We start from the raw sequence: 23,911 nt of genomic DNA on the forward strand, positions 1-23,911 counted from the left end.
GCGCTTCCATGCCGGGATTCAAAAACAGAAACAGATGGAGGATGAATCACATGAACAGACAGGATTTCAGCAGACCGCTTTCCCTTAGAAGTGTACAGGTAACCGATGATTTTTGGAAAAAAGAGATGGAGCTGGTGAGGACCCAAATGCTTCCTTATCAGTGGGATGCCCTGAATGACCGGGTGGAGGGTGCGGCACCCAGCTACTGCATGAGAAATTTTAGAACAGCCGGAAAGAAAAATCTGGAAAGAAAAGAGATGGGGGATGCGTATCAGGAGCCGGCCTACACCTTCCGCGGTTTTGAGGCGCTTCCCGAGGACCCGGAGCATCTGGAAGATAAATTTTACGGATTTGTATTTCAGGACAGTGATTTTTATAAATGGATCGAGGCGGTGGGATATTCCCTCACCCAGAACCCGGACCCGGAGCTTGAAAAGACAGCGGACGCTGCCATTGACATTGTCTGCGCGGCCCAGCAGGAGGACGGCTACCTGGACACCTACTATATCCTGAACGGCAGGGATAAAATATTTACAAATCTGAAAGACCACCATGAGCTTTACTGTCTGGGACATTTAATAGAAGGGGCAGTGGCTTACTATCAGGCTACAGGAAAAGATAAGCTGCTGAGAGCGGCCATGGGATATGCGGACTATACCGCAGCACATTTCGGACCGGAGAAAGGAAAATGCAAGGGCTATCCGGGGCATGAAATAGCGGAGATGGCCCTTGTCCGTCTGTATGAGGCGACAGGAAATGAAAAATATCTCAACCTGGGACGTTTCTTTGTAGATGAAAGAGGAGCCAGACCATACTATTTCGATAAAGAGCATCCGGAGTGCGTCAAAAATTCTCCGGACGGCCTCCGCTATGCATACAATCAGGCACACATCCCGGTACGTGAGCAGGACGAAGCTGTGGGGCATGCGGTGCGCGCGGTTTATCTCTACGCAGGGATGACGGATATGGCAAGGATAACACAGGATGAAAGCCTTTATCACGCCTGTGAAAAATTATGGGACAGTATGGTGGAACGCAAGATGTATATTACGGGCGGCATAGGCGGCACACACATAGGGGAGGCGTTTTCCTTTAACTATGACCTGCCGAATGACACTGCATACGCGGAGACCTGCGCAGCCATTGGCCTTGTATTTCTGGCGAGAAGAATGCTGGAAATCAAGCCTGTTTCACAATATGCGGATGTGATGGAGCGCGCTCTGTACAACTGTGTGCTCAGCGGTATGGCTTTGGACGGCAGAAGCTTCTTCTATGTAAATCCGCTGGAAGTAAACCCGGAGGCCTGCCGCATGGATGAAAGAAAAGCCCATGTAAAGCCGGTGCGTCAGAAATGGTTCGGCTGTGCATGCTGCCCTCCCAACCTGGCAAGAATGCTGAGTTCCATAAGCTCTTACGCCTACACGGAGACAGAGGATACCCTGTTCGTGCACCTCTACATGGGAAGTATCATTAAAAAACAGGTAAACGGAAAAGAACTCACCATTACAGTATCCTCAAAGCTTCCCAAAAGCGGGCAGGTGGAAATAGAGGTGAGCGGGGGATCGGTACCATTTACCATAGCCCTCCGCATACCGGACTGGTGCGGGGAGGGAGATACCGGATTCTCTATCAAAGGGGTGAGGGACAGTGAGTGTACCAGAAAAGACGGATATCTGTATGTGACAAGATGCTGGCAGCCGAAAGAGCGCTTATCCCTTAAGTTTGCCATGGATGTGAAGATCATGGAGGCAGACCCGAGGGTCAGGGAGGATATCGGCAAAGTGGCTGTGACACGAGGCCCCATGGTATACTGTCTGGAGGAGGCTGACAATGGTACGGACCTGCACCTGCTGACGCTGGACTGCGGCAAAGAGGCAGAGACTGAGGAATTTACAGTTGCCGGGGAGCAGGTGATCGCTGTTGTCATGGATGGGTTCAGGCAGCAGGTACAGACTTCACGAAAGGGCCTGTACCATCCTCTGAAAACGGCTGTGAAGGAACCGGTTAAGCTGCGTTTCATACCATATTATGTCTGGGCAAACCGGGGAGAAAATGAAATGACCGTTTGGGTCAGACAGGAAAAATAGAAAAAAGGCGTAAAAAAGAAAAAAATATCACATAAAATCGAAAAATAATCCATTTTTTTTCAGGGATGATTCGATTATAATGTACTCAGTCAAAGAAAGAAGAAAAAACACGGATTATATAAAGATTAAAAAAAGGAGAATGATTTTATGTGTGTGCAGGTCTGTTTTAAAGAAATCGACGAAATTGTGAAGTTTGTCAACAAAGTATCTGAGGCGCCCTTCCAGATTGATGCCTGCTGTGGCAGCTATATGGTAGATGCCAAATCCATTATGGGAATGATGGCGATCGGTGCAGGAAAGAAAGTAGAACTGAAAATCTATTCAGATGAAGGAATTGGAAATCTGGAGCAGTTGATCCGTACGTATGCTGCGTAAATAGAGAGATTCCCCTTGTCCCGCAAAAGAAAATAACCCTGTCTGCATAGCAGTTTGATTGGCCCCTTGTCAAGTAGGCAAGGGGCTGACCCTTGCTGCTGCGCAGGCAGGGCTTTTTTACGCAGAAAACTGAGCGTATTTTTTCGGGGAAATACCCACTGCCTTTGTAAAAGATTTCAGGAAATTGCTGTAATCCCCGAAACCGCAGCGGATGCAGGCATCTGTGACGGAATACCCCTCAGATAGGTATGATTTGGCAAGAGTGATACGTTTGGCTGTGATGTATTTGTTGATAGTGGTACCCGTCTCACTTTTGAATATCCTGCACAGATAAGAGGTACTGATATAAAAATGTTTTGCCAGCCGCTCAATACTCAGATCCTCCGCAATATGCTGGTTAATGTAAGAAAGGATGGCGTCCATCTGTTCATGATGGCTTCCGGCAGGTTCATGCCTGGGCAGGTCATGGTCGCAGTTTTGCAAAAAAATACCGTTTAAAAAGCACATAAGCTGAAGAAAGACGGCATGGTCCAGGATATCCTGTCCATAGCCTTCGTTCTCCGACAGTTTATGTATGAAATACAGGAAACGTTTCTGTTCTTCCGGGGACAGGGATATCTTGTGTCCGAAGTTGGTATTTCTGCAGGTAAAGCAGTAATTCAGGTCTGTCTTTCCGGTACAGCATCGTTTCAGGTAATCGGGATAGATGGATACAATGATCCGTTCATGCTTCACATTGTCAACCTGGGACAGGTAATGGCTCTCATATTGGTTAATGAAAAAAATGTCTCCGGGATTAAAATTATAAAACCGGTTATCAATCAGAAACTGTTTTCCGCCGGAGACAGAATAATAGATTTCATAGCAGTCGTGGATGTGGATATCCATGGGCTTTTCATAGCTGTACAGATGCGCAGCGGAGAAGGTCTGCGTTTCAATACAGGAGCGGATGCCCTCCTTACAGGAACTGCAGAGTTTCATGACGGTTCCTCCTTTGATCATTAATATCTTCCAGTATAAGATATCAGTGTAAGATTTGCAAGATTTCTGAAAGAAAAACACAGGAAACAGAAAATCTGTCATGATAAGATGGGTATAAAGATTCAGAGCGTGTCTGAAAATCCATTCCGACGATCTGCACGCTCCAGGGAAAGCAAAAGAAAGGCAGGAATCACAATGGAACTCAGAACAGCAGCATCACCAAGAGATGTAAAACACTATACAACCCAGCGCCTCAGAGAAGAATTTTTAATACAGAATGTATTTGTACCCGATGAGATCAGACTGGTATACAGCCACATTGACAGGATCATCACAGGTTCCGCCACCCCGGCAGAAAAAGAACTGAAGCTGGTGGCAGGCCAGGAGTTAAGAGCGGAATATTTCCTTCAGAGACGTGAGATGGGCGTGATCAATATCGGAGGTCCGGGCCGCATCTGTGTTGACGGCAGAACCTTTGAAGTGGCACCGCGGGAAGGCATGTACATTGGCATGGGAAAAAGAGATATCACATTTTCCAGTACAGATAAGGAAAATCCCGCCAAGTTCTACATCAACAGTGCGCCTGCCCACACTTCTTATCCCACAGTGCTCATAAAGCGTGAGGGAACGCCGGAGGAAGACGTGGTAATCATAAAAGAGGAGAACAAGGTGGAATTGGGAAGTCTGGAGCAGTCCAACCACAGGACCATCTGCAAATATATTCTTCCGGGACAGGTGGAGAGCTGCCAGCTGGAAATGGGAATGACAAGCCTGGAACCGGGAAGTGTGTGGAACACCATGCCCTGCCACACCCATGACAGAAGGATGGAAGTGTATCTGTATTTTGATATGCCGGAGGATGCCTTTGTTATGCACTATATGGGAGAACCACAGGAGACAAGGCATATTGTCATGAGAAATGAGGAGGCTGTGATCTCCCCCAGCTGGTCTATCCATGCAGGTTCGGGCTCCAGGAATTATACATTTATCTGGGGAATGGTAGGCGAGAACCAGGATTTTGATGACATGGACGGTATCAGAAATGAGGACATTCTGTAACAGCAGGCTGAAAATACAGATAGGAAAGCAGACCGGAAAACAGAAAGGAGATTCCATATGGAAACAAATAAATTATTTTCTTTAGAGGGAAAAGTTGCCCTCGTGACAGGAGCAGCTTACGGCATAGGATTTGCCATTGCAGAGGCTTATGCGGCAGCCGGCGCCAAAATCGCGTTTAACTGCAGGGGCCGGGAGCACATGGATAAGGCGCTGGCGGACTATAAGGCAAAAGGCATTGAGGCCAGAGGCTATATCTGTGATGTGACAGATGAGGCACAGGTTGAAAATATGGTGGCTGACATTGAAAAAGAACTGGGCACCATTGACATTCTTGTGAACAATGCCGGTATCATCAAGAGGATTCCCATGACAGAGATGAAAGCAGAGGAGTTCCGCCAGGTGATTGACATTGACTTAAACGCCCCGTTTATTATGTCTAAGGCGGTGATTCCCGGTATGATCCGGAAGGGACACGGCAAGATCATCAACATCTGTTCCATGATGAGCGAGCTGGGCCGCGAGACAGTTTCCGCCTACGCTGCAGCAAAAGGCGGCCTGAAAATGCTGACCAAAAATATTGCATCCGAGTACGGCGAATACAATATCCAGTGCAACGGCATCGGCCCCGGTTATATTGCCACACCTCAGACAGCACCTTTAAGAGAGACACAGCCGGACGGAAGCAGACATCCCTTTGACCAGTTCATCCTTGCAAAGACACCGCAGGCACGCTGGGGAACCCCGGAGGACCTGATGGGACCTGCTATTTTCCTGGCTTCTGATGCGTCCGACTTTGTAAACGGCCATATTCTCTATGTGGACGGCGGCATTCTGGCATACATTGGAAAACAGCCGTGACAGAAAACAGATAAATTTCAATCGTTACGAACCATTCATCAAGTGAGGAGTAAAAAATCATGAAAATCGCATTAATAAATGAAAACAGCCAGGCAGCTAAAAACGGAATGATCTGCAGTGCGCTGAAAACAGTAGTGGAGCCAATGGGCCATGAAGTCCGTAACTACGGTATGTATACCGCAGAGGATGACTGCCAGCTCACCTATGTGCAGGTGGGAATCCTTGCGTCGGTTCTGTTAAATTCCGGCGCGGCTGATTATGTCATCACAGGCTGCGGCACAGGAGAGGGAGCCATGCTGGCCTGTAATTCCTTCCCGGGAGTCATCTGCGGCCATGTGGAGGACGCTCTGGACGCATACACCTTTGCCCAGATCAATGACGGCAATGCCATTGCCATTCCGTTTGCAAAGGGATTCGGATGGGGCGGTGACCTGAATCTCCAGTATATTTTTGAGAAGCTTTTTGTTGAGGAAAGCGGTCAGGGATACCCGAGAGAACGGGCAGTTCCGGAAAAACGCAACAAACAGATTTTGGACAAGGTAAAAGAAGTCACATACAGAGACCTTCCCGAAATTCTGGAGAATCTGGACCGGGAGCTTGTAAGAGGAGCCCTGGGTGGTGAGAAATTCCGGGAATATTTCTTTGCAGACTGCAAGTGTGACAAGATTGCAGATGCAGTAAAGAAGATACTGGACTGAACATAAAAAAGCAGAGGTATGAGATGTCAATAAGTTTAAAAGTACAGGATAAAAACGGCTTCACACTGGCAGTAGCCCGTGGGGAGAGGGAAGTAAACCTTCCCTACTCCGCCGAATACAGAGAAGGGGACCAGATCGTTGTGGAAGCGGCTGAACTGCCGGCCTTTTACTGGCTGTCCCTGGATGATGCAAGAGGGCACTCCCTGGTTTACCTGACAGGAAATATGTGGTATAAGATACCTTTTGGGGAAAAGCGTGTCAATATGTCACCCAAGACCTTTTCCGGCAGTAAACACCTGATCCACATCCGCAAAGCCTATTCCTTTGAGTATGAGGCATACAGGAACCTGGCTTTGAATATAAATGACTGCCACGGGGAGACGAACTGCTACCCCCACGCGTCAGCCAATGTGGAGACCAGAGGCGAGTCCGTCTTCGCTGCCATGAACGCCATTGACGGAATCACTGCAGCAGCCTGCCACGGAGAATGGCCGTATGAGTCCTGGGGAATCAACCAGCGTGCAGACGCAGCCATAAAATTGGAGTTTGGACGGACGGTGGAAGCTGACCGCATCATTCTTTACACAAGAGCGGACTATCCCCACGATAACTGGTGGAAAAAGGCCACAGTCACCTTTTCTGACGGCAGCACCATGGAACTGGAGCTGAAAAAGACAGGAGAAGCCCAGGAATTTACTTTTGAGAAAAAGAAAATAGAATGGCTGCAGATAGGAGAATTGATAAAATCAGAGGAACCATCCCCATTTCCGGCACTTGTTCAGCTGGAGGTGTATGGGACGGAGGCGTAGTTGGAAGGGGCTGTCTATTTCCCGACCAATGTCAATAAGTTAAGCCTACAGATATTGATTCAAGCCTCACTGATTAAATGGTCAAAAGTAGTTTTTAAGCTTTTGACCATTTTTTTGCACGACAAATAAAACAGATATCTCCTTAAATAAACGTATATTTAAGTGGCTTCGCCGCAAAATTTGAGTGATTTGTCAAGCTTTTTTTGAATTATTACAAAAAAAGAGCAGGTCATACATTGTATAATCTGCTCTTGAAGATGTTACTTTAACTTATTGACATTGATTTCCCGACAGCCCCTTTTTCCGTAACTGAATCATTATTATTTACTCATCTTCTTCACATAAGCCGAAGGCGTAAGCCCTGTACACTTCTTAAAAATCTTACTGAAATAATAAGGCGTATTCCCGCACCCCACAAGCTGCGCCACATTTTGAATCTGTTCATTATCCCGTGTGGACAAAATTTCCTTTGCCTTCTGCACCCGCAGTTTCATAAGAAATCCGGAAAACTTTTCCCCTGTCTCCTTTGTAAAGCACCGGCTTACATAATTTACATTCATATACAGATAATTCTCAGAGATCCATTTCAGCGTCAGATCAGGATTGGAATAATGCTCATAGATATAGTCAATCAGCCGCGAGATAAAGGGGCTGTACTGTTTGGTGTTAAAGGACTGCACTTCGGAGAGCTTATTGATATGATTAAGCACCGCGTCCGCTATGCTGACCGCGTCCTCCTCCTTGTGGAGCTGATACAGGAAATCCGTGATCTCCGGCAGCGTGTGGGAGGGAAGCTGTGTTCCCAGGGAAATAATAATATTGTCGCAGAGCTGCAGCAGAAAGTCCTTATTAGAGATGGCGGAGAGGATTTTCTTAAGCTCTGCCACGGTGTCTTCCCTGCCCATGGCATTTTTATCCGCCAGCACAGGCACCAGCCTGTTCACCCGGTCTACGATCTGTCCGTAGTTAAAATTGGGAACCGCGTCTGTGCCGTCTATAAAATAGAGAATGTCATACCGTTTCAGCTTTTTGATCAGCACGGTGAGCAGTGTTTTCAAGTCCGTGTATCTCATGCGGCTGTATTCCACGGATACGGTCTGGCCGGGAAAGTCCAGAGACTTGAAAAAGCTGTCAAGCTGCACATAAGAGGTTTCAAAATTAGGGAAAAAGACCAGGAGTACATTCTGTATATAGACAGCGTAGCGCTCCACCTCCGGCATATTTTTCCGGCAGTAATCATCAAAACGTTCCAGACACCTTGCCAGATTTTTCTCTTCCAGATAATAGACACTGCAGAACTGATAAGGCACATCTGTCAGGTTGATGTAATGCTCGTACAGATCGAAAAAGGTATCCGTCACCTGCGTGCCGGAGATTCCTTCCCGTATCATATTCCGAATCAGGGTTTTGTGCAGGTTATGAAAGGCCCGGCTGTCCTGCTCCGGTTTTAAGTCCCCTGCAAATGCGACCTTATAGTAATCTTTTGTGACCTCCTGAATACAGTCAATGATCTGCGTCTCCGTGCAGGGCTTCAGCAGATAGTGCTGGACGCCGCATTTCATAGCTCTTTTCGCATATTCAAATTCTCCGTATCCGGAGAGGATCACAAACTGTGTGCATAAATCCGTGCGGTTGATCCTCTCAATCAGTTCCAGGCCCGAGATACCGGGCATCCGGATATCTGTTATCACGATATCCGGGCATTCATCCAGAATGGTGTGATAGGCTTCCACACCATCGGTACAGGTTCCGACAAGCTGGATATTGTAAGATTTCCAGTCAATGATATTGGCGATGGCCTGGCAGATCATTTCCTCGTCGTCCACGATCAGTAATTTTAACATGGCTTGCTCTCCTCTTTCTGTGTACAGGGAATGCGTATCTCCGCTGCCGCGCATTCCTCGTAAGTCTCTTCGTCTTCTATCGTATATAAACGCAGTCCGTAGGCACTGCCGTAAGTCATCTGTATCCGCTTATGGATATTCAGGATTCCGATTCCGAATCCATGGGGCTGTATCTCTCCGTCCAGCAGCTTCTCCATGAAATTTTCCTCGAAGGAGGAGCCTGTATTCATGATCTTCAGAATCAATGTGCCGTCCTCTGTCCGTGAAGTGATGGTAATATAACAGGTTTCGGAGGATTCTTCCAGTCCGTAGCGTATGGCATTTTCAAGCAGCGGCTGCAGAGTAAATTTGGGAATGGGAATGTCCAGAAGGCTCTCAGGAATATCCACAGAGAAATCCAGCCGTTTCTGATAGCGTATTTTCTGTATGATAATATAATTGTCCACAAGGGTCAGTTCCCGGCGCAGTGTGAAATCCCTGGAATTGTTGCCAAGGGACAGGCGCAGCAGATTGCCGAGGGCTGTGGTGATCCGGGAAATCTCTTCTGATTTGATCATGCGTGCCCGCCAGTTGATGGAATCCAGGGTATTGTACAGAAAGTGGGGGTCCATCTGGCTCTCCATTGCCTTGATCTGCGCCTCTTTTTTCAGCAGTTCGTTGATGTAATTCTCATTGATCAGAGTATTGATCTTTTCCACCATGGTGTCGAAATTTTTGTAGAGAAGCCCTATCTCGTCCTGCCGGTATTCTATCGGGGGCACGGCAATCTCATATTTTCCTTCTCCGAACTGTTTCATATTCTCGATCAGCCGGTCAAAATGCCTGAATAGGGCAAAGACCAGTTTGGTGCTGAAAATTCCCACCAGTATCACAGCCAATACCATGATGAGGAAAAAGGACTGGCTGGAAAGGGTGATAGCCTGGTAGATGGAATTGTAGGAGACAGTACAGATGTAATTCCATCCATAGGTGGGGATCAGACCGCTTACCGCAAACAGTTTTTCATGTTTCAGGGTGACCACATCATAATCTCCCCGCAGTTTTTCATACAGCTCTGCGGATTCTTTGCGGGACAGCGCACTGTCGTTGAAGATGAGGCTGTTGTCATCGTACAGATAATAAGAAATATCCTCAAATTCCGTGCTGGCCTCCGTGGTTGCGGATATGAACGCATTCATATCTATATTTATAATAAGTACACCCAGAGTATCCAGGCTGAGCCCTTCTATTTTACGCAGTTCTTTCACTAAGAAAATACCGTGGTCAGGTCCGTAGTCCGTGACAGTCACCGTTGCGCCCTGGTTGTCATAGGCTGTCCGCTTCAGTTTACTGCGCACAGAATCCGGCACTGTCTGAAATTTCCGGTTGGAGGTACTGATAACGTCATCCCCCTGCATCACGGAAATATAAGAGATGGCGTCACTGTTGAAAATAAAGAAATAATCACACAGCGTGGAATACACCTGGTTGAAACAGAGTTGCTTTTCCGAATTCTGTGTGCTTTTGCCTGACCGGTCCAGGCTTTCCTGTATGGTCTGGTTGGCCAGTATGGAGTCTACGATCGTATCTATGTATTTTAACTGGTCAGAAATCTCCAGGGCGGAGTCTGTAAGGGAAGCCGCTATGGAATTATACAGTTTCTTTTCATAAGAATTGGATACAAACTCCAGACTGACAATACCTGCCAGAAACAGGACCAGAAATCCTGTCAGGATAACAGCCAGAATTTTATGTTTCAGGGACATGCTTTGTAATCTTCCCATTTTTTTCATGGTTTACGCCCTTCTTATATGTAATGATAAAAAAATTATATTAAAATAAAAGTAAAAGCGCAATTGATTTGCCCGGAAAAAATGCGGGAAGTCAATTTTTTACAGGTAAAGTAATTTTTTTGCGGACGCAGGTATGTTTTTTGAGCGTGGAAGTAAGTTTTATCAATTTTCATCCGGGGGAAACCATTATATAATGAGTTACATCAAGAGGGGCTTCTCAAAAGAAAATATGGAGGAAAAACAGGTGAAGAGGAAATTTTTAAAAAGAGCAGCAGCAGCGGCACTGGCATGTGCGCTGGCAGCAGTTTCCATGACAGCATGCGGATCAGATAAGGGCGGAAACGGAAGTAAAGAGGAAGCAGCGTCAGGGGAACTGACCATGGCCTGGTGGGGAAACCAGGTAAGAAATGAGCGTACACAGCAGGTGCTGGATAAATATAAAGAGGAAGAGGGAACCACAGTCAAAGGACAGTTCTTCCAGTGGGACGATTACTGGAGTAAAATGGCTACTTCAGCCGCAGGCAAAAAAATGCCGGACATCATTCAGATGGATATGTCATATCTGCAGCAGTACGTAGACAAGAGCCAGCTATTAGATCTGACACCATATATTGAAGACGGAACCCTGGATACCTCCAATCTGTCTGAGGACGCGATCAACATGGGCAAGGTAGGAGACAAGATTTACGGTGTTGCATCCGGAACCAGTTCTTCCTGTATGTTCTATAATAAAACACTGCTTGATGAACTGGGGATTACTGTAAAGGACAATATGACTCTGGATGAGTTCATTGAGATCGCGAAACAGGTTTATGAGAAATCAGGCTACCGTGCAAACCTGATCCACTACGGAATGTACATGGAAGTTTACGCAAGGGCAAATGATATCCAGGTGGTTGACAAGCTTGGCGGCAAGAGCGCAGAGGATTATGTGGATTACTTTAAAATCTCTGAGAACGGTGTAAAAGAAGGATGGCACATCTCCCCGAGTCAGGCTGCCGATACAGCCAGTGTGGAGGAGGACCCCATGGTATACGGCTCCAATCCTGATAACATGACATGGTGTACCATCAACGGCTCTGCCATGCTGACCGCTTACCAGACAGCAGCTCCGGAGGGAACCGATATAGCCATCACAACAATTCCTTCCACAGACCCGAAAAAATCAAACTATGTAAAACCCAGTATGTATTATTGTGTGAGTGCTGATACCAAGAACCCGGAAGAGGCAGTGAAGGTATTGAATTACTTTACAAACTCTTCAGAAGCTTACAAGATTCTTCTTGCAGAGAGAGGTATCCCGGTATCCAGCAAGATCGCTGAGGAGATCATGCCTCTGCTGAGCCAGGAAGACCAGGAAAATGCTGCATTCATCACAGATGTCATCACTCCGAATTCCAGTGCACTGCCTCCTCTGGCACCAGAGGGAACTAGTGAGGCCCAGGATTTGTTAAGGAAACTGGAAGAGAAGGTGAAATACGGGGAATATACTTCCGAGAAGGCTGCGGAGGAATATTTCAACAGCGCAAACGAAATTTACGCGGAACATCAATAAATAATCAGGGCTGCTGTAGTCTTTTGGACGGCGGCAGCCCTTTTTCTGCCTTTGGAAAGGAGAGAAGATTTTGAAACCTACTAGCAAAAGATTATATAAGTTTTTAAATAAGGAAAAGACAGCGGGAGTTGTGTTCTGTCTTCCTTTTATTATAGGATTTCTGGTGTTTTTGATCATACCTATGGGAATCTCTTTTTATTACTCGCTCTGTGACTACGACATTCTGTCACCGCCGGAGTTTGTGGGACTGAAAAATTACATAGATATGTTTACAAATGATGAAGTGTTCTGGCATTCCATCAAGGCTACCCTTTATTTCGCGCTGGTGTCTGTGCCGCTGAGGCTTATTTTTGCCCTTTTGGTGGCAATGATACTGGTGAAACCCACAAAGGCTACGGGATTTTACCGTGCAGCCTACTATCTGCCCTCCATCATCGGCGGTTCAGTGGCTGTAGCTATTTTATGGAAGAGAATGTTCGCACCCGACGGTGTTGTGAACAGCATTCTCGGAATATTCGGGATTGACACCAACTTTGCATGGCTCAGTGACACCAGAACAGCGATCTGGACACTGATCCTGCTGGCTGTCTGGCAGTTTGGTTCTTCCATGCTGATCTTCCTGTCCGCATTAAAACAGATTCCGAAATCTCTGTATGAGGCAGCAGACGTGGACGGCGCGGGCAAGGTGACAAAGTTCTTCCGTGTTACCCTGCCGCTTCTGACTCCCACAATCTTCTTCAATCTGGTTATGCAGATGATCAACGGATTCCTGGCATTTACACAGAGTTTGATCATCACACAGGGAAAACCAATGGATACCACTTTATTCTACGCGGTGTACATGTATCAGCAGTCCTTCTCCTTCAGCAAATCCGGTTATGCTTCCGCAATGGCATGGGTTATGCTGGGAATTATTGCAGTGATAACATTTGTGTTATTTAAGACCAAAAAATATTGGGTATATGAACAGGGGTGAGATTGTGAAAACGAAGAATATAAGAACAGTTGTCTATCATGTTTTAGTCTGCGGTTTCGGATTAGCCATGCTGTATCCGCTCTGCTGGATGTTCATGAGCTCTTTTAAAGAAACCAGTACCATATTTACAACAGCGGGAAGCCTGATCCCTGAGAAATTCACACTGGAGAATTATGCCAATGGCTGGAGAGGATTTGCAGGCGTATCCTTTGGCACATTTTTTAAAAACTCTCTTTTCATAGCAGTTGTGGGAACCATAGGAACCCTGGCATCTTCCGCATGTGTGGCATACGGATTTGCCAGATGTCAGTTCAGGGGCAAGAAGATCTTATTCGGCGCCATGCTGGCGTCTATGATGCTGCCGGGACAGATCCTTATGGTGCCCCAGTATCTGTGGTATGAAAAACTGGGCTGGGTCGGCAGTTTTTCTCCCCTTATCATTCCGTTTTTCTTTGCCATCCAGGGATTTTTTGTATATCTTATGATGAACTTTATAGAGGGTATCCCTACAGAGCTGGATGAGGCAGCCAAAATTGACGGCTGTTCCTATTACGGAATCTTCTTCCGTATTATTTTGCCGCTGATGGCTCCGTCACTGATCACAGGCGGTATCTTTTCCTTTATGTGGAGATGGGATGACTTTATGTCAGCGCTGCTCTATATCAATGATGCTGCCATGTATCCGGTTGCCCTGGCGCTGAAACTGTTCTGCGATCCTGGCTCCTCCTCGGACTATGGCGCAATGTTCGCAATGGCGACTCTCTCCATCGTGCCTATTGTGCTGATCTTCATTTTCTTCCAGAAATATCTGGCAGACGGAATTGCAACCTCCGGATTAAAGGGATGATAATATATGAAGAGCTACATATCCGAAACAGACAGCATGCATTATATATACGGCGATGACACAGAAGCCGTGCTGCGCACAATGGCGTACCGGTTTATGGGAAATCATCCGCCCATGCCCTTTCTTCTCAGGGCTTTCCATGAAAATGGGGCCAGAAGGAGAAAGAACGGGGACGCAGTCCTGGATTTTCAGCAGCAGTTTCCCGGGGCCCTTTTGGGGGACTGGGGGGCAGCAGCCGGTGAAATGTGGTGCCCGGAAGGGAAAAAGAGCCGTTTCCTGGTGAAGTGTGAGAGCCGGACATTAGTATATCTCAACCGGGAGCTGATACTTCTCTGTCCGGGAGCGGGAGAATATGAACTGACGGCCAAACTGCATGAAGGGATGAACCGGCTTTTCCTTGTTTCCAGAAAAGAAGCAGGATTTTGCTGTACGCTGACCAATAAAATGCCTCAGTGGGAGCCATGTTCTTATCTTATGCCCTTTGAGGAGAGGGGAGGAGAGGCTGGTTTTAACTTTACTTTGTTGAAAGCAGAGGAGGCGGATGAGAAAACAGCCGTGAATTTTTTTCTCAGGGAATCCTTCTGGGAAAAAACGGAGAAGGAGACAGAAAGAGTTTGGCTGCCGGCTGCAGACGTCCCCAGATTACCCTGGAAGGAAGCGGGCCAGATATGGTTTGCATGGACAGAGGTACGTGCTGTACCGGGTACGGACCTGAAAAAGGCGTGGGAAGAGCTGATACGCTTTTTGAGGGAGCAAAAAGAAAAGAATCCGTGTATCAGAGCAGTTATGATAGATGGATGCAGGATGGATGCGGATGATAAGGAATCGGGATGCTGCAGAAAACCATATCAGGAGCACTTCCGCGCTTGCTGCCAGATATCCTGGTTGATCCGCACAGAGGAACGAACATGCGGGATGACCTGTCCTGATTGGGAAAACAGCCGTTGGGAATGTCGTATTCCGGTGGAGGCAAAGGGAAACTGCGGTGATGTTCTCTTTCTGGGGCCTCTGGATTGCCGGGCGGAAGAGGCACTGATGACCTGGATCCCCGACAGACGGGAATTTCTTACAAAGCCCTTCCGGATATCTGATTCCGGTGTTTTCTGGAGAACTAAATATCCATCTGTTGTTATCCGTCCCTTTGCAGAGAGCTGTCTGTTCGGCCGCTGGACATATCCCCTGGGGGTGACTCTGTACGGAATGCTGCAGACAGGTCTGTATTATGAGATGCAGGAACTGATAAAATACGTGCGTGATTCCATAGAAATGGTGGTCATGGCTGACCGTTATGCAGTCTATGACCGGGAAAAATACGGATTTCCCGGTGTCAACCAGCAGCTTCTTTGGATGGACGCCCTGGATGACTGTGGGTCATTCGGTTCCTGTATGCTGGAATACCTTCTGAACTGCATGGAAGCATGTCAGAAAACTTTTCCGGACATACGGCGTGCGCCCCGCTGCGGCATAGGCAAAAGCAATGTTCAAACATACGCCGGGGAACAAGACAGATATTTTAAAGAAGAAGTACAGAGGATTGCCGGCAGAATCGGCAGATATATTTTAAAAGAACAGATCCGAAATGCGGACGGCTCTTTTAAGAGAAGAGACAACAGCATGTGGATTGATGATATGTATATGAGTGTTCCTTTTTTGATCAGGTACGCGGAAGTTTTTCATGATGACAATGCCATAGAGGAAGCCGTCAGACAACTACTCTTATATAAGAAGCATTTTTATTTCAAACCGCGTGCTGTGAAGGGAAGCGGGCACATTTTGTCCCACATGTATAAACTGGAATTTGAACATGCGAATATGATCCCATGGAGCAGGGGAAACGGCTGGGTAGTTTTTTCTCTCAGTGAACTGCTCATGAGGGAGAATCCGGATGTACCTATGCGGGAGGAACTTGTGTCTTATTTCCATGATCTGTGTGAAGGCTATCTGGAGCTCCAGGATGAGGACGGTCTTTGGCATCAGATTCTGGACGAGAGGGATACCTACCAGGAGACATCCGCTGCAGCCATGTTCATCTGCGCCATGTCCAGAGGGATTCGTTATGGGCTGCTGCCGGAAGAACGGACGGCAGATTTTGCTGAATCTGTGTTCAGGGCCTGGAACGGTCTGACGAAAAAGGCCATAGACAGAAAGGGAAATCTATACGGTGTCTGCCAGGGTTCAGGCTGGTCCTATGAACGGGAGTATTACAGAGCCCTGGAATGGAATTTCAACGATACTCATGGAATCGGTATCGTTATGCTGGCAGGCGTGGAGACAGACAGATTAAAACATTACCTCACAGAAGAGTGATTAGGAGGAAACTATGTGCAACTGGGAGCAGGCATGGCTTGCATATGAACCGATAGAAAATCAAAAAGATAAGAAGTATTTTGAATCTGTGTATACACAGCAGAACGGAGTGCTGGTTGAAAGCGCACTCAGAGAAATAAAGACAGCAGCCGAAAAACTGTTTTCTATCACAGTGAGAAGAGGAGAAAACAGAGAGGAAGCGGGGCTTATATTAGAGTTGAATCCGGCCCTGAATCTGGGAAAAGAAGGGTATCAGATCACAGAGGAAGAAGACAGGATCTATATACGCGCGGCAAAAGAAAACGGGCTTTTATACGGAACATTCCGCCTTCTTCTTATGGTATCCTCCGGAAAAGAGATCACCGGCATTTCTATTCGGGAGATACCGTCGAATCCTGTCAGGATGCTGAATCAGTGGGACAACATAGATGGAAGCATTGAGCGGGGATACGCAGGAAGATCCTTTTTTTATGAAAACGGGAAAGTCTGTGTGACTGAGCGGATCAGAGATTATGCCAGACTGCTCTGCTCTGTTGGAATCAACGGGATTTCTATTAATAATGTGAATGTGCGTAACGGTGCAGAATGGCTTATCTCAGAGAGGCATTATAAAGAACTGGAGCAGATTTCCCATATTTTTGCACAGTACGGAATTTCCATGTATCTCTGCATTGATTTTGCAGCACCCATGACTCTGGGCGGGCTTTCCTGCGCAGACCCATTGAAGGAAGAAGTAAAAGACTGGTGGGAGAAAAAATGCGGCGAAATTTTCGGACGGCTTCCCAATATGGGAGGCTTTCTTGTAAAAGCAGATTCCGAAGGACGTCCCGGACCCTTTGCCTACGGGAGGAACCATGCAGACGGTGCCAATATGCTGGCCCGCGCGGTTAAACCGTACGGAGGGACCATCATATGGAGATGTTTTGTGTACAACTGCCAGCAGGACTGGCGTGACCGCAGGACAGACCGGGCATGTGCCGGATACGACAACTTCATGCCTCTGGACGGAAAATTCGATGATAATGTCATTCTCCAGATTAAAAACGGACCCATTGATTTCCAGGTGAGAGAACCTGTCCATCCTCTTTTCGGGGGTCTGCAGCATACAAACCAGATGCTGGAAGTTCAGATCGCCCAGGAGTACACAGGACAGCAGATCGATGTGTGTTATCTGGTTCCCATGTGGAAAGAAGTGCTGGATTTCTCCACGGGATGTGGAAAACCGGAGGACACAGTGGCGGATATCATTTCCGGCAGGACATTCGGACAGCAAAGATGCGGTATGGCAGCAGTAGCCAACACAGGAAGGGATGCCAACTGGACAGGCCATGACCTGGCAGGCGCCAATCTGTACGGATTCGGACGTCTGGCCTTTGCTCCGCAGCTATCCGCAGAGGAGATCGCCAGCGAGTGGATTTCCCTGCAGATCAGCAGAGACAGCGACGTGAACAGGAGTATTTCAGATATCCTTCTTCGTTCCAGAGAGGTCTATGAAAAATACACTGCGCCTCTTGGAATCGGTTTTATGGTGAACCCCGCACATCATTACGGTCCCAATCCCGAGGGATACGAATATTCCAAATGGGGTACCTACCACAGAGCCGACCACCTGGCAGTGGGCGTTGACAGAAGCGCAGGGGGTACCGGATACAGCGAACAGTATTTTGAGAAAAATGCTGCCCTGTTCAGAGAAAAGGGAACCTGCCCGGAAAATCTGCTTTTGTTTTTCCACCGTGTTCCCTACACATACCGGCTGCATTCCGGAAAGACATTGATACAGCACATTTATGACAGTCATTTTGAGGGACACGAACAGGTCCTGCAGATGCAGAAAGACTGGGAACTTTTGGAGGGCAGAATCCCGCAGCACATTTTCTTAAGAGTTAAGGAACGGTTCACGCGCCAGGCTGAAAACAGCCGGGAATGGTGCGATGTGATCAACAGCTTCTTCTACAGAAAATCCATGATTCCCGACGAACAGGGAAGAGAAATCTTCTGATATATGCAAATCCTTTTGCCGGATAACAGAAATGTTTCCGGCAGAAGGATTTTTTAATTTATCTTGTGTACAGAGGATTGGGAGCTGCCAGCGTGATAAGGAGCAGAATGTTCCATATCTGTATATTGCAAAGCGTGCTTCCGGGCCCGGAGTGAACAGCAGATGCAGACAAGCTTTGGCCTATGTTTTAGGAAGTCAGATGTACAAAGTAGATGGAATGGGGTATAATAGACAGAAAGCCAAAATCAAAAAATAGTGAAAAATTTGCGGAATCAGGCATCATAAAGGAGATAAAAATGCTTACATCATTAATTATAGGAATCATATCAGGCTGGATAGCCGGAAGAATCATGGGCGTAAAAAAGGGAGGCTTCATAAAAACCATCGCAATTGGAATCGCAGGCTCCTTTGTCGGCGGAGGAATCATGTCGCTAGTGGGATTTTATGCGTACGGTTTTCTTGCCAATATTATGGTATCTGTTTTGGGGGCGTGCATTTTCTTATACATTGGGAAGAAGATTTTTAAATAGTGGAAAGGTTGATATAACATCTGCGAAAACGCTTGAAAACATAGTCAAATGAGGAGAAATCTGGATAAGCCTGTAGTTCAGCCCGGTTGGGTGTGGATTACAGGCTTTTTTTATTACTTTAAAAATCTTCAAAAACCCATTGAAATCAAGCCTTTAAAGGTTTATAATAATTCTCAGATAAAAGAAAATTCTTCGGGGCAGGGTGCAACTCCCTACCGGCGGTATAGTCCGCGACCCATGTAAATGGCTGAACCGGTGTGATTCCGGTACCGACAGTTAAAGTCTGGATGAGAGAAGAAAATGTATTTCATAATGCAGATTTCATCAATGCCCTGATTTTCAGGGCGTTTTTTCGTTTCAGCCGCGGAAGCGGCAGCGGAAAAAGAAGAATTTCCTTTTATGAAACCATCATAAAAAGGAGAGAATAAAAATGAGTAATGAAGCAATTGTAAACAAAAGACCTGCAGGTGCACAGAATCGTTCAAAAATCAGGACATTGGCACAGGTAGCCATGCTTGGAGCCGTGGCTACGGTATTGATGATGATTGAGTTTCCCATCCCGGTGATCGCACCGCCTTTCTATCAGATGGATTTCTCAGAAGTACCCGTGCTGGTTGGCGCGTTTGCTATGGGACCGGTGGCAGGTATTATGATCGAGCTTCTGAAGGTACTGCTGTATGCAGTCATCCACGGCTCCGCCACAGCGGGCGTGGGTGAAATCGCCAATTTCCTGATGGGATGCTCTTTTATCGTTCCGGCAGCATTTTTCTATAAATACCGCAGGAACAAAAAATTTGCAGTGATCGGAATGGTGATCGGAACCATTTGTATGGCTGTTGTGGGTTGTGTTGTGAATGCATTTATCCTGCTCCCCGCATACGGGGCAGCTTTCGGGATGCCGGTGAGCGCCTTTATTCAGATGGGTTCATCTATCAATGCAGGAATCAATAACCTGTTTACCTTTGTGGTGCTGGCAGTGGCGCCGTTTAACCTGGTGAAGGGATGTATCATCTCTGCCGTAACACTGCTTATTTATAAGAGAATCAGAGTATTACTGCGAGGAGAATAAAGATGCCGGATATAAAAAAGGTGACGCCGCTCACAGAGAATCCCCATGTAAATCTCTACCACCTGGATGTGGAGAGTAAGACAGGAAGAAAGGGACATTACTATGTGGCGTCACGGGCAAAGACTGAGAATGAACTGAAGATCAAAACAAGGAAAAACACCCCGGATGGAGTTATTATCTACAGCCTCTATGGGGAGAAGAAAGACAGGGTCGTGCTGGTACGTCAGTACCGTTATGCTATTGACAGCTATATCTATGAGTTCCCGGCAGGCCTGGTAGAGCCCGGTGAGGACTACAGAGAAGCCGCGATCAGAGAGATGAAAGAGGAAACCGGCCTGACGCTTACTCCTCTTGATGTGGACCCGGCATATGAGAAACCGTATTTTACTACCATTGGCATGACCGATGAATCCTGCGCCAGTGTATACGGTTATGCTTCCGGCCAGGTGTCCGGGGATGGACTGGAGGATTCCGAGGAGCTGGAGATTGTGCTGGCTGACAGGGAAGAGGTCAGAAGAATCCTGAGGGAAGAGAAAGCGGCGATCATGACGGCTTATATGCTGATGCATTTTCTGCATGATGATGAGCCGTTTGCTTTTCTGAAGGAAATCTAAGACACAGAATCAATTATAGATCAGAACCGTTCGCAAATTTTTCATAAAAAATTAACGGGATAGGCATTGTATCCCGGGCGGATGAGAGTATACTTAAGGTAGCCGGTGCAGGCAAAATCTGCCCCGGCTACTGTCAGATTGCGCAGACAGCAGTCAAAACAGGCAGGCATGGGAGATATTTATATATGAAGTGGAAGAAGTATGTAAAAGGTATTCTGGCGGCATTGTTTACAGTTTTAGGCGTTATACTGGTCATTGTTTTGGGACTTAAATTCCTCAGGTTTTTTATGCCTTTTGTCATCGGATGGATCATCGCCATGATCGCCAGCCCTCTGGTGCGCATGGTGGAAAAGAGGATGAAAATAGCCAGAAAGCACACATCCATGCTGATCATTATAGCAGTTTTAGCCGCCATAATCGGAGCAGGGTATTTTATAGGAACAAAAGCGGTGGAGGAGGCCAGTGACCTGATCAATCAGGCACCGGATATTTACAGTGGATTCCGGGAGGATTTTCGGGAGGTGGAGCACAATCTCAATAAATTCATGAAACAGCTTCCGGAAAATGTACAGACTTCCATCAATAATGTGCAGGACGATCTGGGAGAACGGATCGGAAAACTGGTGGGAAATATCAGCGAGTGGACCGTTGGCTACGCAGGTGATATGGCCAAGCATCTTCCGAGTGTGCTGATATCTATTATATTTACCATATTGTCCGCCTATTTTTTCATCGCGGACCGGGATGGAATCCTGGAGTTTGGGCGGAACAACACACCGCAGATCATCCAGGAAAAATGGAGACTTCTGGCAGACAGCTTTAAAAAGGTCTTCGGCGGTTATTTCAAAGCACAGTTTAAGATCATGGCTGTTATCTGGGCAATACTCTGTGTAGGGCTGCTGTTTCTGGAGGTGAGCTTTGCCGTGCTGGTGGCATTCCTCATTTCTTTTCTGGATATGCTTCCGTTCTTCGGAACAGGGACAGCCCTTATACCATGGGCTGTATTCAAGCTGTTGTCCGGTGATACAAAGTTTGCGGTTGGTCTGATCATCCTTTACCTGGTGACGCAGTTGGTGCGGAGGGTCATAGAGCCCAAGATGGTGGGGGATTCCATTGGCATGGACCCGCTCCTTACACTGATCTTTATGTATACAGGATACCGGGTCAGCAGTGTCATTGGCATGATACTTGCAGTGCCCATAGGGGCAGTTGTGATCAATTTCTATAAATCAGGTATGTTTGACAGACCGCTCCAGTCAGCAAAGGAAGCCATGGAGGATCTTTTGGAGTGGATCTGCCGCAACAATGGGGACGAAGAGCACATAGAGAATAAAGAATCATAGAACAGGACAAGATAGCATAAAGAGTAAAATCTTTATGCTATCTTAATGCGTCCTTAACATAGCTTTATGCCGTTTTAATATAAAAGAATTTAGAATATGTAGTTACAGGATAACACAGAAAGAGAATAAAAAGGGTGGAAGACTCTTATGTCAGGAATAAAAAAACATCACTGGACCACAACGAAACTTATTGTATTCGGTTATCTGGCAGTGATTACCACAGGTACGCTCCTGCTGATGCTGCCTGTGTCCAACCGGCAGATGACAGCAGCTCCGTTTATGGATGCCTGGTTTACCGCCACATCAGCAACGTGTGTCACCGGACTGGTGCTGCATGACACCTATACATTCTGGTCTGAATTTGGCCAGGGTGTCATCTTATTATTAATACAGATAGGCGGCATTGGATTTATGACGATCGCCATTTCCGCGCTCGCTATCACCAAGAGAAAGATTGGTTTGTCGCAGAGGCTTCTGATGCAGGAATCCGTGGCTGCACCCCAGGTGGGCGGAATTGTGCGCATGGCAAAGTTTGTGTTCGGCGGAACGGTATTATTCGAGGGGATCGGAGCCATTTTGCTGAGCTTTTATTTTGTTCCGAGACTGGGTACGGGAAAAGGTATATATTTTTCCGTATTTCACTCCATTTCTGCCTTTTGTAATGCGGGAATAGATCTGATGGGCTATTTTGATCCGGGAACTTCCCTCATGACCGCTTCAGGCAGCCCTCTGGTGAGTATCACCATTATGCTGCTGATCATAGTGGGCGGCCTGGGATTTCTTGTGTGGGCAGATGTCAGGGACCATAAATGGCATTATAAAAATTATAAGCTCCACACAAAGGTCGTGCTCATGGCAACAGCGATACTTATTCTCGGAGGGGCTGTCCTCATGTTTTTCTTTGAGCTGGGGAAACCTTCCATGGAGGGAAGAAGCTTTGGGGAACAGGTACTCTGCGCGTTCTTTCAGGCCGTAACGCCCAGAACAGCGGGGTTCAATACCGTGGATCTGACAACGCTATCGGGCTGCAGTAAAATCCTCATAGTAGGGCTTATGTTTATCGGCGGTTCTCCCGGTTCCACTGCGGGAGGTATTAAGACAACCACCATGTCCATCATGATCCTGAGTATATGGTCTGAATTCAGAAAACGGAAGGATATCGAGTGTTTCCGCAGAAGAATGGAGGAGAATGCCCTGCGCCACGCAAGCTGTGTAACCATGCTCTATGGGCTTCTGATCCTGGTGGGAACTGTGCTGATCGCCTCTGCAGATGGAACTGCGATCCAGGACGCTCTGTTTGAAGCGGCCTCCGCGATCGGAACCGTAGGACTGTCTCTGGGGATCACTGCGCAGCTTGGAACCGTTTCACATATTGTTCTGATACTGCTCATGTTTATCGGAAGGGTCGGAGGCATTACCATACTCATTGCTTTCGGCAACCGGATTGCCAACATACCATCAAAACTGCCTATGGAAAAGGTATCTGTAGGCTGATCAAGGAGGAAAAGTAGAAAATGAAATCGGTTCTTGTAGTGGGACTGGGCCGCTTTGGCCGCCATATGGCAGCGAAATTAATAGAGGAGGGCAATGAAGTCCTCGCAGTTGATATAAATGAGGAGCGTGTCAATGACGCGCTGGACCTGGTGACAAATGCGCAGATTGGAGATACCACCAATGAGCATTTCATTGCCTCTCTGGGAGTGGGTAATTTTGATCTCTGCGTTGTGGCCATCGGGGATAATTTTCAGAGCTCCCTGGAGACCACAGCGCTTCTCAAGGATTACGGGGCGCCTTTTGTCCTCTCAAGGGCAAACAGGGATGTGCACGCAAAGTTTCTTCTCAGAAACGGAGCGGACAAGATAGTCTACCCGGAACGGGAGATGGCAGAACGTCTGGCTGTCAAATTCGGCACAGATAATATTTTCGATTACATTGAATTAACCCCTGACTACTCCATTTATGAGATTCCGGTCCCGGCACCGTGGGTGGGCAAGTCCATTGTGGAAAAGGGAGTGCGGAATAAATATCATATCAGTATTCTGGCAGTCAAGGAGCAGGAGGAAATCTATCCTCTTCCCCGTCCGGAGTATATCTTTCGGGGAAGTGAGACCCTGATCATCATGGGACATTACAAAGATGTAAGAGCGCTGGCAAAGGCGAGATAGCCGGCGCTCTTTGCCTTTCTCCG

Annotated in this window: 20 protein-coding genes and 1 riboswitch; of the genes, 17 read left to right on the forward strand and 3 right to left on the reverse strand. The window is 47.1% G+C overall.

All coding sequences use genetic code 11. From position 1 onward, the window contains the following. Positions 1 to 50 precede the first annotated feature (50 nt). Positions 51 to 2,087, forward strand: coding sequence for a glycoside hydrolase family 127 protein (locus MUB35_RS02170; protein ID WP_244805705.1), 2,037 nt, complete (start codon positions 51 to 53; stop codon positions 2,085 to 2,087). 147 nt (positions 2,088 to 2,234) lie between these two features. Next, positions 2,235 to 2,462 carry an HPr family phosphocarrier protein gene (locus MUB35_RS02175; RefSeq protein ID WP_033141505.1) on the forward strand — a complete coding sequence of 76 codons (228 nt, stop codon included), beginning with the start codon at positions 2,235 to 2,237 and terminating at the stop codon, positions 2,460 to 2,462. A 117-nt stretch (positions 2,463 to 2,579) separates the two neighbouring features. Here MUB35_RS02175 and MUB35_RS02180 read toward each other — a convergent pair whose 3' ends face one another. Continuing rightward, positions 2,580 to 3,443 carry an AraC family transcriptional regulator gene (locus MUB35_RS02180; protein WP_244805706.1) on the reverse strand — a complete coding sequence of 288 codons (864 nt, stop codon included), beginning with the start codon at positions 3,441 to 3,443 and terminating at the stop codon, positions 2,580 to 2,582. A 195-nt stretch (positions 3,444 to 3,638) separates the two neighbouring features. Here MUB35_RS02180 and kduI point away from each other — a divergent pair, with 195 nt between their 5' ends. Genes kduI through MUB35_RS02200 form a run of 4 tightly spaced genes read left to right on the forward strand, consistent with a single transcriptional unit; the run spans position 3,639 to position 6,867 of the window. Then, complete coding sequence (gene kduI, locus MUB35_RS02185) at positions 3,639 to 4,502, forward strand: 5-dehydro-4-deoxy-D-glucuronate isomerase (RefSeq protein ID WP_244805707.1); 864 nt, start codon at positions 3,639 to 3,641, stop codon at positions 4,500 to 4,502. Between the two features lie 57 nt (positions 4,503 to 4,559). After that, a complete protein-coding gene (locus MUB35_RS02190) occupies positions 4,560 to 5,360 on the forward strand; it encodes a gluconate 5-dehydrogenase (RefSeq protein ID WP_244805708.1) in 801 nt (266 codons plus the stop codon). A gap of 59 nt (positions 5,361 to 5,419) precedes the next feature. Next, the gene (locus MUB35_RS02195; protein ID WP_244805709.1) at positions 5,420 to 6,058 is read left to right on the forward strand and encodes an RpiB/LacA/LacB family sugar-phosphate isomerase; all 639 of its coding nucleotides are present in this window, start codon (positions 5,420 to 5,422) and stop codon (positions 6,056 to 6,058) included. 23 nt (positions 6,059 to 6,081) lie between these two features. Then, the gene (locus tag MUB35_RS02200; protein ID WP_033141501.1) at positions 6,082 to 6,867 is read left to right on the forward strand and encodes a DUF7402 domain-containing protein; all 786 of its coding nucleotides are present in this window, start codon (positions 6,082 to 6,084) and stop codon (positions 6,865 to 6,867) included. 320 nt (positions 6,868 to 7,187) lie between these two features. Here MUB35_RS02200 and MUB35_RS02205 read toward each other — a convergent pair whose 3' ends face one another. Continuing rightward, entirely contained in the window at positions 7,188 to 8,711 is a 1,524-nt protein-coding gene (locus MUB35_RS02205; protein WP_227210948.1) for a response regulator transcription factor, read from the reverse strand. Further along, positions 8,705 to 10,483 carry a sensor histidine kinase gene (locus MUB35_RS02210; RefSeq protein WP_103730960.1) on the reverse strand — a complete coding sequence of 593 codons (1,779 nt, stop codon included), beginning with the start codon at positions 10,481 to 10,483 and terminating at the stop codon, positions 8,705 to 8,707. Before MUB35_RS02210 ends, MUB35_RS02205 begins: the two co-directional genes overlap by 7 nt. Before the next feature lie 193 nt (positions 10,484 to 10,676). Between MUB35_RS02210 and MUB35_RS02215 the strand changes: the two genes are divergently transcribed. From MUB35_RS02215 to MUB35_RS02265, 11 genes are all read left to right on the forward strand, one after another. Further along, positions 10,677 to 12,038: an ABC transporter substrate-binding protein gene (locus MUB35_RS02215; RefSeq protein WP_244805710.1), complete on the forward strand. Its 1,362-nt coding sequence runs from the start codon at positions 10,677 to 10,679 to the stop codon at positions 12,036 to 12,038. A gap of 70 nt (positions 12,039 to 12,108) precedes the next feature. Further along, on the forward strand, positions 12,109 to 13,014 hold the full coding sequence (locus MUB35_RS02220) for a carbohydrate ABC transporter permease (protein WP_033141498.1): 906 nt from the start codon (positions 12,109 to 12,111) through the stop codon (positions 13,012 to 13,014). Further along, complete coding sequence (locus MUB35_RS02225; protein WP_255785541.1) at positions 13,001 to 13,861, forward strand: carbohydrate ABC transporter permease; 861 nt, start codon at positions 13,001 to 13,003, stop codon at positions 13,859 to 13,861. The genes MUB35_RS02220 and MUB35_RS02225 overlap by 14 nt, the downstream gene beginning before the upstream one ends. A gap of 6 nt (positions 13,862 to 13,867) precedes the next feature. Then, positions 13,868 to 16,168 (forward strand): glycoside hydrolase family 88/105 protein, encoded by a 2,301-nt coding sequence (locus MUB35_RS02230; protein ID WP_244805711.1) that lies wholly within the window; start codon positions 13,868 to 13,870, stop codon positions 16,166 to 16,168. A 13-nt stretch (positions 16,169 to 16,181) separates the two neighbouring features. Continuing rightward, the gene (locus MUB35_RS02235) at positions 16,182 to 18,167 is read left to right on the forward strand and encodes an alpha-glucuronidase family glycosyl hydrolase (RefSeq protein ID WP_244805712.1); all 1,986 of its coding nucleotides are present in this window, start codon (positions 16,182 to 16,184) and stop codon (positions 18,165 to 18,167) included. 296 nt (positions 18,168 to 18,463) lie between these two features. Continuing rightward, entirely contained in the window at positions 18,464 to 18,697 is a 234-nt protein-coding gene (locus tag MUB35_RS02240) for a GlsB/YeaQ/YmgE family stress response membrane protein (protein WP_244805713.1), read from the forward strand. A 184-nt stretch (positions 18,698 to 18,881) separates the two neighbouring features. Further along, positions 18,882 to 19,000, forward strand: a riboswitch (FMN riboswitch). A 127-nt stretch (positions 19,001 to 19,127) separates the two neighbouring features. Continuing rightward, entirely contained in the window at positions 19,128 to 19,766 is a 639-nt protein-coding gene (locus MUB35_RS02245) for an ECF transporter S component (RefSeq protein WP_244805714.1), read from the forward strand. A 2-nt stretch (positions 19,767 to 19,768) separates the two neighbouring features. Next, positions 19,769 to 20,380 (forward strand): NUDIX hydrolase, encoded by a 612-nt coding sequence (locus tag MUB35_RS02250; RefSeq protein ID WP_033142882.1) that lies wholly within the window; start codon positions 19,769 to 19,771, stop codon positions 20,378 to 20,380. A 185-nt stretch (positions 20,381 to 20,565) separates the two neighbouring features. Further along, positions 20,566 to 21,723 carry a sporulation integral membrane protein YtvI gene (ytvI, locus tag MUB35_RS02255; protein WP_033142881.1) on the forward strand — a complete coding sequence of 386 codons (1,158 nt, stop codon included), beginning with the start codon at positions 20,566 to 20,568 and terminating at the stop codon, positions 21,721 to 21,723. Positions 21,724 to 21,870: 147 nt separating this feature from the next. Continuing rightward, positions 21,871 to 23,217, forward strand: coding sequence for a TrkH family potassium uptake protein (locus MUB35_RS02260; RefSeq protein WP_052099641.1), 1,347 nt, complete (start codon positions 21,871 to 21,873; stop codon positions 23,215 to 23,217). 20 nt (positions 23,218 to 23,237) lie between these two features. Continuing rightward, positions 23,238 to 23,888 (forward strand): potassium channel family protein, encoded by a 651-nt coding sequence (locus MUB35_RS02265; RefSeq protein WP_054350752.1) that lies wholly within the window; start codon positions 23,238 to 23,240, stop codon positions 23,886 to 23,888. Positions 23,889 to 23,911 lie beyond the last annotated feature (23 nt).

Origin of the sequence: Blautia sp. NSJ-175, assembly GCF_022867815.1 — a bacterium.
In the GTDB taxonomy this organism is placed as follows: Bacteria; Bacillota; Clostridia; order Lachnospirales; family Lachnospiraceae; genus Blautia; species Blautia celeris.